The sequence below is a fragment of the Salinicola peritrichatus genome (assembly GCF_003206715.1).
GTDB classification, from domain to species: domain Bacteria; phylum Pseudomonadota; class Gammaproteobacteria; order Pseudomonadales; family Halomonadaceae; genus Salinicola; species Salinicola peritrichatus.
Map to the genome: position 1 here is coordinate 26,521 of NZ_PZJU01000008.1, position 14,700 is coordinate 41,220.

The 14,700-nt window shown below is 64.0% G+C and carries 14 protein-coding genes; 11 read left to right on the forward strand and 3 right to left on the reverse strand.

Features of this window, described 5'->3' with window-relative positions; translation table 11 throughout:
• Positions 1-143: 143 nt before the first annotated feature.
• Together DOM57_RS03875 and DOM57_RS03880 are read right to left on the reverse strand one after the other, a co-directional pair.
• The gene (locus tag DOM57_RS03875) at positions 144-1,427 is read right to left on the reverse strand and encodes an HlyC/CorC family transporter (protein WP_110647924.1); all 1,284 of its coding nucleotides are present in this window, start codon (positions 1,425-1,427) and stop codon (positions 144-146) included.
• A gap of 107 nt (positions 1,428-1,534) precedes the next feature.
• On the reverse strand, positions 1,535-2,338 hold the full coding sequence (locus DOM57_RS03880) for a cytochrome C assembly family protein (protein ID WP_110647925.1): 804 nt from the start codon (positions 2,336-2,338) through the stop codon (positions 1,535-1,537).
• A 236-nt stretch (positions 2,339-2,574) separates the two neighbouring features.
• On the opposite strand from DOM57_RS03880, the gene ffh reads away from it, so the two are divergent.
• The 11 genes from ffh to DOM57_RS03935 all read left to right on the forward strand — a co-directional run bounded on the left by ffh (position 2,575) and on the right by DOM57_RS03935 (position 13,977).
• The gene (ffh, locus tag DOM57_RS03885; protein WP_110647926.1) at positions 2,575-3,981 is read left to right on the forward strand and encodes a signal recognition particle protein; all 1,407 of its coding nucleotides are present in this window, start codon (positions 2,575-2,577) and stop codon (positions 3,979-3,981) included.
• 139 nt (positions 3,982-4,120) lie between these two features.
• Positions 4,121-4,372, forward strand: coding sequence for a 30S ribosomal protein S16 (gene rpsP / locus DOM57_RS03890; RefSeq protein WP_110647927.1), 252 nt, complete (start codon positions 4,121-4,123; stop codon positions 4,370-4,372).
• 11 nt (positions 4,373-4,383) lie between these two features.
• The gene (gene rimM, locus DOM57_RS03895; protein ID WP_110647928.1) at positions 4,384-4,938 is read left to right on the forward strand and encodes a ribosome maturation factor RimM; all 555 of its coding nucleotides are present in this window, start codon (positions 4,384-4,386) and stop codon (positions 4,936-4,938) included.
• A 100-nt stretch (positions 4,939-5,038) separates the two neighbouring features.
• Entirely contained in the window at positions 5,039-5,818 is a 780-nt protein-coding gene (gene trmD / locus DOM57_RS03900; RefSeq protein WP_110647929.1) for a tRNA (guanosine(37)-N1)-methyltransferase TrmD, read from the forward strand.
• Between the two features lie 145 nt (positions 5,819-5,963).
• Positions 5,964-6,320, forward strand: coding sequence for a 50S ribosomal protein L19 (gene rplS, locus DOM57_RS03905; RefSeq protein WP_110647930.1), 357 nt, complete (start codon positions 5,964-5,966; stop codon positions 6,318-6,320).
• Positions 6,321-6,467: 147 nt separating this feature from the next.
• Entirely contained in the window at positions 6,468-7,355 is an 888-nt protein-coding gene (gene xerD / locus DOM57_RS03910) for a site-specific tyrosine recombinase XerD (RefSeq protein ID WP_110648164.1), read from the forward strand.
• Between the two features lie 2 nt (positions 7,356-7,357).
• Positions 7,358-8,125: a DsbC family protein gene (locus tag DOM57_RS03915; protein ID WP_110647931.1), complete on the forward strand. Its 768-nt coding sequence runs from the start codon at positions 7,358-7,360 to the stop codon at positions 8,123-8,125.
• A gap of 389 nt (positions 8,126-8,514) precedes the next feature.
• The gene (locus tag DOM57_RS03920) at positions 8,515-9,831 is read left to right on the forward strand and encodes a homoserine dehydrogenase (protein ID WP_110647932.1); all 1,317 of its coding nucleotides are present in this window, start codon (positions 8,515-8,517) and stop codon (positions 9,829-9,831) included.
• Positions 9,832-9,970: 139 nt separating this feature from the next.
• On the forward strand, positions 9,971-11,359 hold the full coding sequence (thrC, locus tag DOM57_RS03925; protein WP_110647933.1) for a threonine synthase: 1,389 nt from the start codon (positions 9,971-9,973) through the stop codon (positions 11,357-11,359).
• 56 nt (positions 11,360-11,415) lie between these two features.
• Positions 11,416-13,182 (forward strand): single-stranded-DNA-specific exonuclease RecJ, encoded by a 1,767-nt coding sequence (locus DOM57_RS03930; protein WP_239496109.1) that lies wholly within the window; start codon positions 11,416-11,418, stop codon positions 13,180-13,182.
• 183 nt (positions 13,183-13,365) lie between these two features.
• Positions 13,366-13,977, forward strand: a complete 612-nt coding sequence (locus DOM57_RS03935) for a YitT family protein (protein WP_338056457.1) — start codon at positions 13,366-13,368, stop codon at positions 13,975-13,977.
• Positions 13,978-13,982: 5 nt separating this feature from the next.
• Here DOM57_RS03935 and DOM57_RS03940 read toward each other — a convergent pair whose 3' ends face one another.
• Complete coding sequence (locus tag DOM57_RS03940; protein WP_110647935.1) at positions 13,983-14,417, reverse strand: VOC family protein; 435 nt, start codon at positions 14,415-14,417, stop codon at positions 13,983-13,985.
• Between the last annotated feature and the right edge of the window lie 283 nt (positions 14,418-14,700).

The window sequence follows — 14,700 nt, forward strand, 5'->3', positions numbered from 1 at the left end:
GCTACGCTCACCCTTCGGGCCAGCCTTCGGCTGTTACTCCCTACGGTCGTTGCGCCTTGTCTTGCCTGCGCTCATGACGTTAATCAAAGGCTCCCTAGGCTTATCAATACTCTTCGCGGCTCGTGGCGCATAGCGTTAACGCATTAGTCGGCGGTGCGCCGCCTGACGTTCTGCTGCCAGCAGCGCGCGGAAGTGATCAGGTTGTCCTTGATTTCCAGGATCTCCAGGCGCGTGCCGCCGATCTGCAGGCAGGCCGGGGCGTCCGGAAACGCCTCGAGATGCTCGAGAATCAAGCCGTTGAGCGTCTTCGGTCCATTGGTGGGCAGTTGCCAGCCGAGCGCCTTGTTGAGCTCGCGGATATTGGCGGTGCCCTCGATCACGTAGCCGCCATCGGTCTGCGGATGGATGTCGCGATAGGTCCCTGCGACATCGGTAGTGAACTCGCCAACGATCTCCTCGAGAATATCTTCCAGCGTCGCCAGCCCCTGGACGTCGCCATATTCATCCACCACCACGCCGATACGCCGCTTCTGCTGCTGAAAGTTGAGCAGTTGGGTATGCAGCGGCGTCGACTCGGGAATGAAATAGGGCTCGCGGGCTTCCTGGACGATCGCCGCCTTGTTGAGGTCCGGCTTGGTCAGAAAGCGCGAGGCGTTGCGCAGGTGCAGGATGCCGATGATGTTGTTGATGTCGCCTTTGTAGATCGGCAGCCGATTGTGCTGGCTCTGCCGGATCTGGGCCAGCAGGGTCTCCAGGTCGTCATCGAGATCGAGACCGACGATCTCGTGGCGCGGCACCATGATGTCGTTGACCGTGACATTCTCCAGGTCGAGGATCGACAGCAACATGGCCTGGTGGCGGCTGGGAATCAGCGGGCCCGCTTCATGCACCACGCTGCGCAGCTCGTCGCGGGTCAGGTTGTCCTTGCCGGCATTCAGGTTGCGTACGCCGAGCAGGCGCAGCAGCGTGTTGGAGATGACGTTGACCAGCCATACCAACGGGTAAAACAGTTTCAACAATGGCGCCAGCACCAGCGAGGCGGGCATGGCGATGCGATCGGGCTTGATCGCGGCATAGGTCTTGGGCGTCACCTCGCCGAAGATCAGTACCACGACAGTGAGTGCCAGGGTGGCGATCGCCGGCCCCGAAACGTCACCGAAGAAATGGATGGCGACGATGGTGGCGATGGAAGCGGCAAGATTGTTGACCAGGTTGTTGCCGATCAGGATCACGCCGAGCAGGCGGTCCGGGCGTTCGAGCAGTTCGGCCACCCGCTTGGCCGCGCGCACGCCACTGTTGGCCTGGTGGTTCAACCGGTAGCGGTTGATCGACATCATGCCGGTTTCGGAGCTGGAGAAGAACGCCGACAGGCAGACCAGAATGAAGAGCAGGCCCAGCAGCAGGCCCAGGGGAATGTCGTCATTCAAGACGGATGGTTCCTCGATGCGGTTGTCAGCTTGTTGTAGGGGCTCGGCGGGAAACTGTCAAAGCCGAAATCCATCGCCGGCCATCGCGATGCCGGGCCCGATCGCCATCAAGCGTTATAATGGAAGATATATTCGAGCACGAACTTGGTGCCGAAGAACGCCAGCACCAGCACGCCCACGCCGACCAGCGTCCAGCGCACCGCCTTGGGGCCGCGCCAGCCGAGGTAGTGGTGGCCCGCCAGCAGCCCGGCGAAGATCAGCCAGGCCAGTAGCGACAGGATGGTCTTATGGGCCAGATGCTGGGCGAACAGGTTGTCGACGAAGACGAAGCCGCTGACGATGGCAACGGTCAGCAGCAGCATGCCGCACCAGATCAGTTCGAACAGCAGCTGTTCCATGCGTGTCAGCGGTGGCAGGACCTGAACGATGCCGATCGTATGACGCCGTTTGAGTGCCTGGTGTTGAAACGCCAGCAGGACGGCCTGGACGGCGGCGATGGCGAAGAACGAGAACGCGGCGATCGAACTCAGGATATGGAAATAGAGACCGGGCGATACGCCGGATTCGGTCATCGTGCTCGGCATGCCGATGACGCCGACGATAGTCACCGCGGCCAGCGGGAAGACGCAAACCCCGGCGTTGAGCACCGGCTTGAACAGGCTGACCACCAGCAGCAGCGCCACCACCAGCCAGCCGACCAGGGCCGCGCTCTGGGTCAAACCCAAATGCAGGCCATGTGGCCCCATGATCGTGAATCCGACGATCACGCTATGGCAGATCAAAGCAATCAGCCCGATGCCGCGCACCCAGGTCGGGCGCTCGGCGACACGCCGGGCCAGGCTCAGGCTTTGCCAGAGTCCGGCGGCGAGATAGCAGACGATAGCGACAAGGGCGAAAGGAAGCGCCGGCATCGATGATTCAACCTCGTTGCGCGACCGGGGCGGTCGCGATGGACGGTGCCACTATACCCAATCGCCGCCGCGATACCCAACTACCATAAATGGAGACCGGCCACGGGCGCATGGAGCCTGAGCGCTTGCATGCGTATAATACCCGCCCACATTCTTTTTGCGGCGCCGCGATCTCGCTACCGACCCCGTCTCGTTGACGATTTAGTGGCGCCCGGCATCGCCGCCTGGAGCGTTCCATGTTCGAAAGTCTCTCCAATCGCCTGTCGCAGACGCTCAAGTCGATTACTGGCCAGGCGCGTCTGACCGAGGACAACATCAAGGACACCCTGCGCGAGGTCCGGCGTGCCTTGCTGGAAGCCGACGTCGCGCTGCCGGTGGTCAAGGAGTTCGTCGATCGCGTGCGCGAGCGCGCCGTGGGCCAGGAGGTCTCGAAGAGCCTCTCGCCGGGTCAGCAGTTCGTCAAGATCGTCCAGCAGGAGCTGGAATCGATCATGGGCCAGGCCAACGAGGCGCTGACGCTCAGGGGAAGTCCGGCGGTCGTGCTGATGGCCGGCCTGCAGGGGGCGGGCAAGACCACCTCCGTGGCCAAGCTGGCGCGCTACCTGCGCGAGCGCGAAAACAAGAAGGTGCTGGTGGTTTCGGCCGACGTCTATCGCCCGGCGGCGATCGATCAGTTGGAGACGCTGGCGCGTGAGGTCGAGGTCGACTTCTTCCCCTCCACCAGCGCCGAGCAGCCGGTGGCGATCGCCGAGGCGGCGATCAAGCACGCCAGGATCCAGTTCCACGACGTGGTGATCGTCGATACCGCCGGACGGCTGGCGGTGGACGAGGCGATGATGGCGGAGATCCAGGCGCTGCATCGAGCGATTCAACCCCAGGAGACGCTGTTCGTCGTCGATGCCATGACCGGCCAGGACGCCGCCAACACCGCCAAGGCGTTCCACGATGCGCTGCCGCTGACCGGGGTCATCCTGACCAAGGCCGACGGCGATGCGCGTGGCGGTGCCGCGCTGTCGGTGCGCCACATCACCGGCAAGCCGATCAAGTTCATGGGCATGGGCGAGAAGGTCGACGCCCTCGAACCGTTCCACCCGGATCGCGTCGCCTCGCGCATCCTGGGTATGGGCGACGTGCTGTCGCTGATCGAGGAAGCCGAACGCAACGTCGACAAGAGCAAGGCCGAAAAACTGGCCAAGAAGGTCAAGAAAGGCCAGGGCTTCGACCTCGAGGACTTCCGCGACCAGCTCCAGCAGCTCAAGAAGATGGGCGGTATGGGCGGCCTGATGTCCAAGCTGCCGGGCATGGGGCAGATGGCCGAGCTGGCCCAGAACAAGGGCGCCGAGCAGGAGTTCGGCAAGCTCGAGGCGTTGATCAACTCGATGACGCCGAAGGAGCGCCGCAAGCCCGAGATCATCAACGGTTCGCGCAAGCGCCGCATCGCGGCCGGGGCCGGGCTACAGGTGCCGGATCTCAACCGGCTGCTCAAGCAGCACAAGCAGATGCAGAAAATGATGAAGAAGGCCGGCCAGAAGGGCGGCATGCAGAAGATGATGCGTGGCATGTCCGGCATGATGGGCGGCGGTGGCCCGGGTGGTCCCGGCGGCATGGGGGGAATGGGTGGCGGCGGTTTTCCGCGGCGCTGATTTACCCGTATGGCGGCAACAAAAGGTTTCCAAGACACGGTGTTTTCCGTAGAATGCTGCGTCTTCGTCTCGGGCGTGCGCCCGGGAAGACACGATTCCGTGGCGTAAAGATTAACTTAACCGAAGGATTATCAGCGCAATGGTTACCATTCGTCTGGCACGTGGTGGCGCCAAGAAGCGTCCCTTCTATCACCTGACCGTCAGCGACTCTCGCGTTTCCCGCGATGGCCGCTTCATCGAGCGCGTCGGCTTCTTCAACCCGATCGCCCGTGGTCAGGAAGAGCGTCTGCGCGTCAATCTGGACCGCGTCGCTCACTGGCAGTCCCAGGGTGCGCAGGTTTCCGACCGCGTGGCCGAGCTGGTCAAAGAAGCACGCAAGGCCCAGGCCTGAGTTCGATCGTCATGTCCGACGCGGCTCGTGACAGCGTCAATGACGGCGAGACGCAACATGTGGTGCTGGGGCGTCTGACCAGCCCGCACGGCGTGAAAGGTTGGCTCAAGGTCTATTCGTACACCAGTCCGATCGAGGGCATCTTCGACTACCCGCACTGGGTGCTATCGAGGCGCGGACAGCTCGAAACACGGCGTCTGCTCGACGCTCGCCCGCAGGGCAAGAGTCTGGTGGTACGACTGGAAGGTATCGACACGCGCGAGCTGGCCGAGCAGTGGGCCGGCGCCGAGGTGTTGATGGAAAAGACGGCGCTACCCGAACTGGATAGCGGCGAATACTACTGGCATCAGTTGGAAGGACTCGAAGTGGTGACCCGCGACGGCGTCAAGCTGGGGCGTGTCGACTATCTGTTCGAGACCGGCGCCAACGATGTCATGGTGGTCAAGCCCGGCGAGGGCAGTTTCGATGACCGGGAACGGCTGCTGCCGTTTCTTCCCGACGATGTCATCGTCGAGATCGATCTGGACGATGGACGCATGACGGTCGACTGGGACCCAGAGTTCTGAACCGAGAGTTCTGAGCCGAGAATTCTAAGCCGAGCGGCTCGCGACCCGGTACATCGAGTGGCAAGGCGAACGACCGCCGGCAGGGGAGGAGAAGCGTACCGTGTGGATTGGTGTCGTCTCCCTGTTCCCGGAGATGTTCGAGGCCATTACCCGGCATGGCGTCACCGGACGCGCCGTGGAGCGAGGCTTGCTCGAAATGGCCTTCTGGAATCCTCGGGACTACGCCACGGACAGACATCGCACGGTCGATGATCGCCCCTACGGCGGCGGCCCCGGCATGCTGATGAAGGTCGATACGCTGCGCTGCGCATTGCGCGAAGCGCGGGCCGGCGCCGAGGCTTCGGGGCATCGCCCCACGGTGATCTATCTCTCGCCCCAGGGGCGTCGCCTCGATCAGGCCGGGGCGCGGGAGCTGGCATCTCGCGATGGCCTGATCGTGGTTGCCGGGCGTTATGAAGGCATCGACGAGCGCGTGGTCGAGGCCGATATCGACGAAGAGTGGTCGATCGGCGACTACGTGCTGAGCGGCGGCGAACTGCCGGCGATGGTAATGATCGACGCCTTGGCCCGGGAGGTTCCGGGCGTGCTGGGGCACCGGGATTCGGCCAGCGAGGACTCTTTTGCCGACGGCCTGCTCGACTGCCCGCACTACACCCGCCCCGAGGTGATCGACGGTCATCGGGTGCCGGAGGTACTGCTGAGCGGCAACCACGCAGCGATTCGTCGCTGGCGCCTGAAGCAATCGCTCGGACGCACCTGGCTCAGGCGTCCGGATCTGTTGGAGAGCCGAACGTTGGATCGCGAGCAGCGGATGCTGCTGGATGAATTCATCGACGAACACGTCGCGAGAAGCGAGTCTTCCGGCGACGGCGGTGCATGAGACGGTCGATCTTCGAGTATGAATCCTCGAATGGATAGGTCGTCGGCATGCGTCACTCACCAGTCCGATTCCGCGCCGGTTCACTGAGACCAGCGCCGGGATCACGGAATGTCCCGACACGGACAACCCCAATGAGGAGCAAGACATGAGCAGCAAGAACAAGGTGATCCAGGCGCTCGAAAGCGAGCAGATGAACAAGGAAATCCCGGCGTTCGCCCCCGGCGACACCGTGGTCGTCCAGGTCAAGGTCGTCGAAGGCAACCGCGAGCGTTTGCAGGCCTTCGAAGGCGTGGTCATCGGCAAGCGCAGCCGCGGCCTGAACTCCGCTTTCACCGTGCGCAAGATCTCTCACGGTGTCGGCGTCGAGCGTACCTTCCAGACCTACAGCCCGCTGGTTGCCGGCATCGAAGTCAAGCGTCGCGGTGACGTTCGTCAGGCCAAGCTTTACTACCTCCGCGAGCGCAGCGGTAAGTCTGCCCGTATCAAGGAAAAGCTGGCCTGATCCGACGCGTTTTCCTGTTTGCCAGAGGGAACAGGAGACGCTCGGTCAGTCTGCACGGGAAACCCCGCGGGCCGTTCGGCTCGCGGGGTTTCCGCGTTATGATGGGTGGATGGAAAGCTGTCGATCCAAAGGCTGGAAATGGACGCCATGAACGACCACGACCAGCGTGATGCCTTTCTCGATGCGCTGTGGTTGGAGCGCGGGGTCAGCGAGCATACGCTGAGTGCCTATCGTCACGACCTGTCGGCCTGGATCGCCTATCTCGACGTCCAGGGGCAGCGCCTGCTGTCGCCGGGCGAGACGACCCTGATCGAGTTCATCGAAGCGCGGCGCGAACGCTATCACGCCCGCTCGATCGCGCGGCTGCTCTCCTGCCTTCGCCGCTTCTACCGTTGGGCACTGGCCGAAAGCCTGATCGGCCACGATCCGCTGGCGGAGATCCAGCCACCGCGCGTGCGGCCCGGGCTGCCCTCGACCCTCGACGAGCGGGAGGTCGAACGCCTGTTGGCGGCTCCCGACGTGGAGAGCGCGCTGGGCCTGCGCGATCGCGCCATGCTCGAAGTGCTCTACGCTTGCGGACTACGCGTCTCGGAACTGGTCGGTCTGACGCTCGCCACGGTCAATTTGCGCCAAGGCGTGGTACTGGTGCGCGGCAAGGGCGACAAGGAGCGCCTGGTGCCGCTGGGCGAGGAGGCGCTGGCATGGCTCGAGCGCTATCTGCGTCAGGGGCGCAGCGAGTTGATGCGGGACATCCGCCAGCCACCGCTGTTTCCCGGCCGCAACGATGGTTTCATGACGCGTCAGACCTTCTGGCACCGTATCAAGCACTACGCGCAGCTCGCCGCCATCGACAAGCCGCTGTCGCCGCATACGCTGCGCCACGCTTTTGCGACGCATCTGTTGAATCATGGTGCCAATCTGCGTGTCGTACAGTTACTGCTCGGTCACAGCGATCTTTCGACCACGCAGATCTATACGCACGTGGCCCAGGCGCGCCTGGAAGCGCTGCACGCCCAACACCATCCAAGAGGTTGAAGATGAGAAGTCGTTCGTTGCCGTCCGCACTCGCCCTGGTGGGCCTTTCTTTCCTATCCGCTCTGGCACCCGCTGCCTTCGCCGAGCCGCCGGCCGACCTGGCCGACAAGCTCAATGCCCACGGCGGCCAGCCGTTGCCGATCGAGTCGATCGACGACTCGCCGGTGCCGGGGCTCTTTGAGGTGCGTCTACGCGGTGGCAACACGCTCTATTCGGATGCCGAGGGCAAGTATCTGATCGTTGGCGATCTCTATCAGAATGCCGATGACGGCATGGTCAACCTGACCGAGCAGGCGGCCAATAAGCGGCGCAAGGCGCTGGTCGACGCCGTGCCGAGTGATCAGCGCGTGGTCTACAAGCCGGCAGGCCAGGTCAAGGCCAGGCTTACCGTGTTCACCGATACGACCTGTCCTTACTGCCACAAGTTGCATGCGGAAATGTCCCAGCTCAATGACTTGGGCATTGAGGTCGACTACCTGGCCTTTCCGCGCATGGGGCCGAACTCCGAGGCGGCACGGCAGCTGACCCGGGTATGGTGCGCCGACAATCGCTCCGAGGCGATGAGCGCCGCCTTCCGTGGCGACTCGCTGGATACCCCGGCCTGCGATGCACCGATTGCCCAGCAGTATCGCCTCGGCGTCGAATCCGGCATTCAGGGCACGCCGGCGATCATCTTCCCGGACGGCAAGATGGTGCCCGGCTACCTGCCCGCCGACCGGCTGGCGGCCATGCTGGGAATCGATACGGGCGCGGACGGCAGCGAAGGCTGAGAACCTATCTACGATCTGCTACGCGTCGGCCAAACATTGAGCCGAAGCGCAGCGGAGACAACAGCCGTAGGCTGGCCCGTAGGGCGAGCGAAGCGAGTCAAATACTTTCGGAATGCTCATTTAACCCCATGTAAACTCGTACGCGAGCCCGGTCCTTTCCTCAAGTGTTTTCGCCTCGTTTGGCTCTAGCTCGCTAGATCGTAAACAGATTCTGACCGCGTCCGAGCCCCAGCTGGCTCGGCTGCGGGATGCTTCGGTCCGGCTTGACAGCGGCCTCAGGGCTTTCTACCGTGACCGCCCTTCACAGCGCTTCATGCGCGCCGGAGGGCGGTTGGTCAGCGCATACGGGCGTCTATCGAAACGTCCATAGAACACAGGGGAGCGACATCTTGGATCCGGTGAGAGTGGGTATCTGCGGCTTGGGCACCGTGGGCGGTGGCACCTTCAACGTCCTGACGCGCAACGCCGACGAGATCGCGCGTCGCGCCGGTCGTCCGATCGCCATCGAGCAGATCGGTGCCCGTCGCGACAACCCCGACTGCGACACCTCCGGGATCCAGATGACCAGCGACATCTTCGAGGTCGCGCGTAACCCCAACGTCGATGTGCTGGTCGAGCTGATCGGCGGCTACGATGTCGCGCGTGAACTGGTCATGACCGCGATCGAGAACGGCAAGCACGTGGTCACCGCCAACAAGGCGCTGATCGCCGTTCACGGCAACGAAATCTTCCGCGCCGCGCACGAGAAAGGCGTCATCGTTGCTTTCGAGGCAGCAGTGGCCGGCGGCATCCCGGTGATCAAGTCTCTGCGAGAGGGCCTTGGCGCCAACCGGATTCAATGGCTGGCCGGCATCATCAACGGCACCGGCAACTACATCCTCACCCACATGCGCGACGAGGGCCGGGCCTTCGAGGACGTGCTCGCCGAGGCCCAGGCATTGGGCTATGCCGAAGCCGATCCGACCTTCGATGTCGAGGGGATCGACGCCGCCCACAAGTTGACCATTCTCGCCTCCATCGCCTTCGGCGTGCCGCTGCAGTTCGAACGCGCCTACACCGAAGGCATCGCGCGTATCACTGCCGAAGACGTCGAACAGGCCGACAATCTCGGCTATACCATCAAGCATCTGGGCATTACCCGGCGCGGCGACCATGGCGTCGAGCTGCGTGTGCACCCCACGCTGGTTCCCAAGGAGCGGCTGCTCGCCAATGTGCACGGCGTCAAGAACGCCATCGCGGTGATGGGCGACGCCGTCGGTCCGACGCTCTATTACGGTGCCGGCGCGGGTGCCGAGCCGACCGCCTCGGCAGTGGTCGCCGACCTGCTCGATGTCGCCCGCGATATCGCCACCGATCATCACTATCGGGTGCCATACCTGGCCTTCAGCGGCATCAACGACGAGGCCAACGCGCTGCCGATCCTGCCGATGGAAGAGATCGTCACCGCCTACTATCTGCGCTTGCTGGCGGTCGATCGGCCCGGCGTGCTGGCGCGGGTGGCGACGATCCTCTCCGAGCAGGGAATCTCGATCGAGGCGATCATCCAGAAGGAAGCCACCGAGGGCGAATTGGTGCCGATCATCCTGATGACCCACCGCACCCGCGAGCAGCACATGAACGAAGCGATCCGCCAACTGGAGTCGCTGGCGGATATCGCCGGGCCCGTCACGCGTATTCGCGTCGAATCGCTCGATGAGCAGGAATAAACCAAGAGGGAAGAGATAAGAAGGAAGAGGTAAGAAGGAAGGGGAAGTGTATATGTTTTTCTTCTCTCTTCAGGCGCGCAGCGCCGTTCTTCCGCCTTCAAGCGGCGCAGCCGCGGTCTGTCAGGGTAAGGAATTGATCATGCGCTATATCAGTACTCGCGGCCAAGCGCCCGCGCTGAGTTTCGAGGAAGTGGTACTCACCGGAATGGCCGCCGACGGCGGGCTCTACGTGCCCGAAGACGTGCCGCAGCTTTCTTACGATGAACTGGCCGCGATGGCCGGGCTGTCGTACGCCGAGATCGCCTTCCGGGTGATGAAGCCGTTCGTCGGCGGCGAGATCGACGACGCGACCTTCCGCGAGCTGGTGCGCGATGCCTACGCCACGTTCAGTCACGATGCCGTGGTACCGCTCAACCAGCTCGACGCCAACCATTTCCTGCTCGAGTTGTTCCACGGCCCGACGCTGGCGTTCAAGGACGTCGCGCTGCAACTGCTGGGCCGTATTCTCGACCACTTCCTGGCCAAGCGTGGCGAACGTGCGGTGATCATGGGTGCCACCTCCGGCGATACCGGCTCGGCGGCGATCGAGGGCTGCCGTCACTGCGATCATCTGGATATTTTCATTCTGCATCCGCACAACCGGGTATCGGAAGTGCAACGCCGCCAGATGACCACGGTGCTCGCCGACAACGTCTTCAACATCGCCATCGAAGGCAATTTCGACGACGCCCAGGCGATGGTCAAGGCGAGCTTCGCCAACCAGGCGTTCCTGAATGGCACGCGGCTGGTGGCGGTCAACTCGATCAACTGGGCGCGCATCATGGCTCAGATCGTCTACTACGTCGCCGCCGGCGTGGCGCTCGGCGCGCCGCACCGCGAGGTCAGCTTCTGCGTACCGTCGGCCAACTTCGGCAATGTCTTCGCCGGTTACATGGCCTACAAGATGGGGCTGCCAGTGAAGCAGTTCATCATCGCCACCAACGCCAACGACATCCTGCACCGCACGCTGGCCGACAACGACTTCTCCAAGCGCGAGCTAGCGGCGACACTGGCGCCGTCGATGGATATCGTGGTGTCCTCGAACTTCGAGCGCCTGCTGTTCGACGCCTACGATCGCGATGGCGCCGCCGTGCGCGATCTGCTCGAACGCTTCCAGCGCGAGCCGGCGGCACTCGCCGACGCGCCGCTGGCCAGGCTGCGCGAAAAGTTCGCAAGCCACAGCGTCGACGACGCGACCATTCTCGAAGTGATCCGCGACGCCCATCACCGCACCAAGGAACTGCTCGATCCGCACACCGCGACCGGCTACCGCGCCGCCGAGCGAGTGCGGGCCGATGCCGTCACGCCGATGATCACGCTGGCCACGGCGCATCCGGCCAAGTTCGCCGAAGCGGTGGTCAAGGCGGGCTTTGCCGGCGTGCCGCTGCCGGCCCACATGGACGACCTGCTCGAACGCGAGGAGCGTTACAGCGTGCTGCCGGCGGAACTCGAAGCGGTGCAGGCCTTCGTTGCCGAACATCGTCGCTAATGTCGTCCATGGTGCAGGCTGTCTCAGGCGCATCCGATTTCGCCCGTCGCCGCATCATGCCGCGGCGACGCGACGAAGCGCTTTATCGACGGGCGCTGGCCGCGGGCCTGAGCGAGCTTCAGGCGCGTATTCTGGCCGGCCGGTTGCACGGCCACCAGGGGCCGCTGGAAGCGCTGACCGAGCCGGCACTGCGCTATCTCTGCCATCCCGAACGTCTGCGGGATGCCCGCAAGAGCGCCGAGCGTATCGCCCGCGCGGTCAGCGAGGGCGAACATATCGGCATCCTCACCGACTATGACGTCGACGGCATCACCTCTCACGTGGTGATACTGCGCTCGCTGACCGAACTGTTCGGCGTGCCGTCCGCGAAGCTGCACAGTCTGATCGGTCACCGTATCAACGACGGCTACGGCATCAGCCTGCCGCTGGTGGAACGCACCCTGGCGCTGACGCCCCGCCCGAGTCTGGTGATCACCGCCGACTGCGGCTCTTCCGACGAGCCGCGCATCGCCCGGCTGCGCGCGGCGGGGATCGACGTCATCGTCACCGATCACCATGCGCTGCCGCTCGACGGCCCGCCCGCTTCGGCCTACGCCACCATCAACCCGACCCGCGACGACTGCGACTATCCCGACAAGACCATCGCCGGCTGCATGGTCGCCTGGCTGACGATGTCGTTGACCCGCTCGGTGCTGATCGAGCAGGGCGTGCTGTCGCCATCGACGCCCAAGCTGTCGCCGTGGCTCTCCTACGTGGCCCTGGGCACGGTGGCGGATTGCGTGTCGCTGGGTGCCAGCGCCGCCAATCGCGCCGTGGTGACCTACGGGCTGCGTCTGATCAACCGCATGGAGTCCGCCTGCTGGCGGGTAATGGCCGAGCGCCTGGGCGCCGACAGCGTGCCGTTCGATGCCGAGACCCTGGCGTTCCAGATGGGGCCGAGGATCAACGCCCGCTCCCGGCTCGACGACCCGTATGCGGCGCTGCACTTCATGCTGGCGGCGGATGACGTCGTCGCCCGGCGTCAGTTGCAGATCCTCGACGACGACAACCAGGCGCGCAAGGCGCTCGAGGCCGACATGGTCGAAACCGCGCGCACACTGGCGCAGCCGCAGTTGGCGGAGAACCGGCCGGCGCTGGTGATCCACCTGCCGGAAGGCCATGCCGGGGTGCAGGGCATCGTCGCCTCGCGCCTGGTGCAGGCCTACGGGCGGCCGACCGTGGTGCTGACGCCGGCGACTGCGCCCGACATGCTCACCGGCTCCGGGCGCTCGATCGACGATCTGCATCTGCGCGACGCCCTGCAGCGTGCGCACGAGCTGGCTCCGCAGAGCCTGCCGCGCTTCGGCGGCCACCGTGGCGCCGCCGGCGTCGGCGTGCCGCTGGGCGAACTGGAGACCTTTCGCGGCGCCTTCCTGCAGGCGGTGAGCGAGCAACTCGGCAGCCGGGAACTGTTTCCGATCGTCTGGACCGACGGTGAGCTCGGCGCGCAGCAGTTGGCGATGGCCACGCTGGACGAGCTCGACGCACTGGCGCCGTATGGGCGGGAATTCGACGCGCCGCTGTTCGAGGCCGAATTCTTCGTCGAACAGCTTCGCCCCGTGGGTGCGGAGGGCAATCACCTGATGCTCGAGCTCTCCGTCGATGCGGTGGTCAACCGGGCGATCTGGTTCCGCGCGCTCAATCCCGGAGAACCGGCGCCGATCGCCATCGGCGATCGGGTGCGCTGCGCCTTCAAACTCTCGCGCAATCGCTGGAAGGGGCGCGAGTCGCTGCAACTGATGATCGAACACGCCGAGCGACTGGCCGACGCTCGCGCTGGCTGAACGCTCCTCGTCCGACGCATTTCCTGCCTTCCTCCCGTCGCGCTGCCGCCAGTCGACGATATAATGAGTTTCAGACTTTTGTCTGGCTTTGCCGCGACAAGGCCGAAGGTGCCACAAGCGCTGACTTCGATGACGCTGCCTACCCGGCGGCGGATCATAACAATGACATCCAGGATGACACCGATGGATACCCCCAACCGTCACCGTCCCTACGAGGACGTGCTCGCCATAGCGCTGGGCTCGGCATGCGCGGCACTAGGCCTCGCGCTCTATCATCATTCGCAGATCCTGATCGGCAGCACCGCCGGCATGGCACTGCTGGTCACCTACGTGACCGGCTGGAGCTTCGGTCCGGTGTTCTTCGTCATCAACCTGCCGTTCTATTGGCTGGCCTGGCGACGCATCGGCCACGCTTTCACCCTCAAGACCTTTGCCGCCATCGCACTGCTCTCGTGGCTTTCGTGGCAGATGCCGGACTGGCTGGAGATCGGCGAGGTGAATCCGCTGTTCGCGGCGCTGGTCGGTGGCAGCCTGATCGGCCTCGGCGTGCTGTTCCTGTTCCGCCACCGGGGCAGCCTCGGCGGGTTCAATATCCTCGCCGTCTATCTCCAGGACAAGCACGGCTGGCCGGCGGGCAAGGTCCAGTTGGGGCTGGATACGCTGATCATGCTGGCGGCCTGCTTCGTGCTGCCGCTGGAAAACGTCGTCTACTCGGTCATCGGCGCCGTGGTGCTCGGCGCGATCCTGACCATCAATCATCGTCCGGGGTTGTATACCGGTGTCAGCCAGAGCTAACCGGTTCAATAATTGGGCCACAATCCCGGCGTCACCAGTTCGAGCAGGTGGTCGTCGGGATCGCGGAAGTAGAGGCTCACGCTCCCTTTCGGCCAGTGGGTGCGGCCTTCGATCTCGACATTAATGGCGGCCAGATGGGTTTCCCACGCGTCCAGGCTGTCGGCGGGAATCGCCAAGGCCAGATGCTGGCGACCGGCGCCGTCGTGAGGCGGGATCGTGCCCATGCCGTGCGGCAGATGAACCGTTTCGTCGGTCTGGCCGCGTTGGAATATCAACAGCATGTTGTCGCCGGTCGGGTAGGCGAGGAAACGCTCGTCCTCGAGATGCGGCGTCAGTCCGAGCACGCGGCAGAAGAACTCGCGCGCGCGTGCCTTGTCGTCGGTATAGAGCACGCTTTCGATCACGCCGCCGAGCGGCGGCGCTTGGCTGTTATCCGGCATCCATTCTCCTCCCGGTGAGCGGTTCAACTGCAGTGTCGCTTAGAGCCCGTTCACGATTTCGCGAGCTAGGAACAAACAAGGCGAAAACGATTGAGGGAGCAGAGTGTACATGGGGTAAATGAGCATCCCGAAAGCGTTTGACTCGCTTCGCTCACCCTACGGGCCAGCCTTCGGCTGTTATCTCCGCTGCGCTCCGGCTCAACAATGTTTGGCCGACGCGCAGCACATTGTGAATGGGCTCTTAGCCACGCAGCCAGAACCACCAGACGATAAACAGAACCAC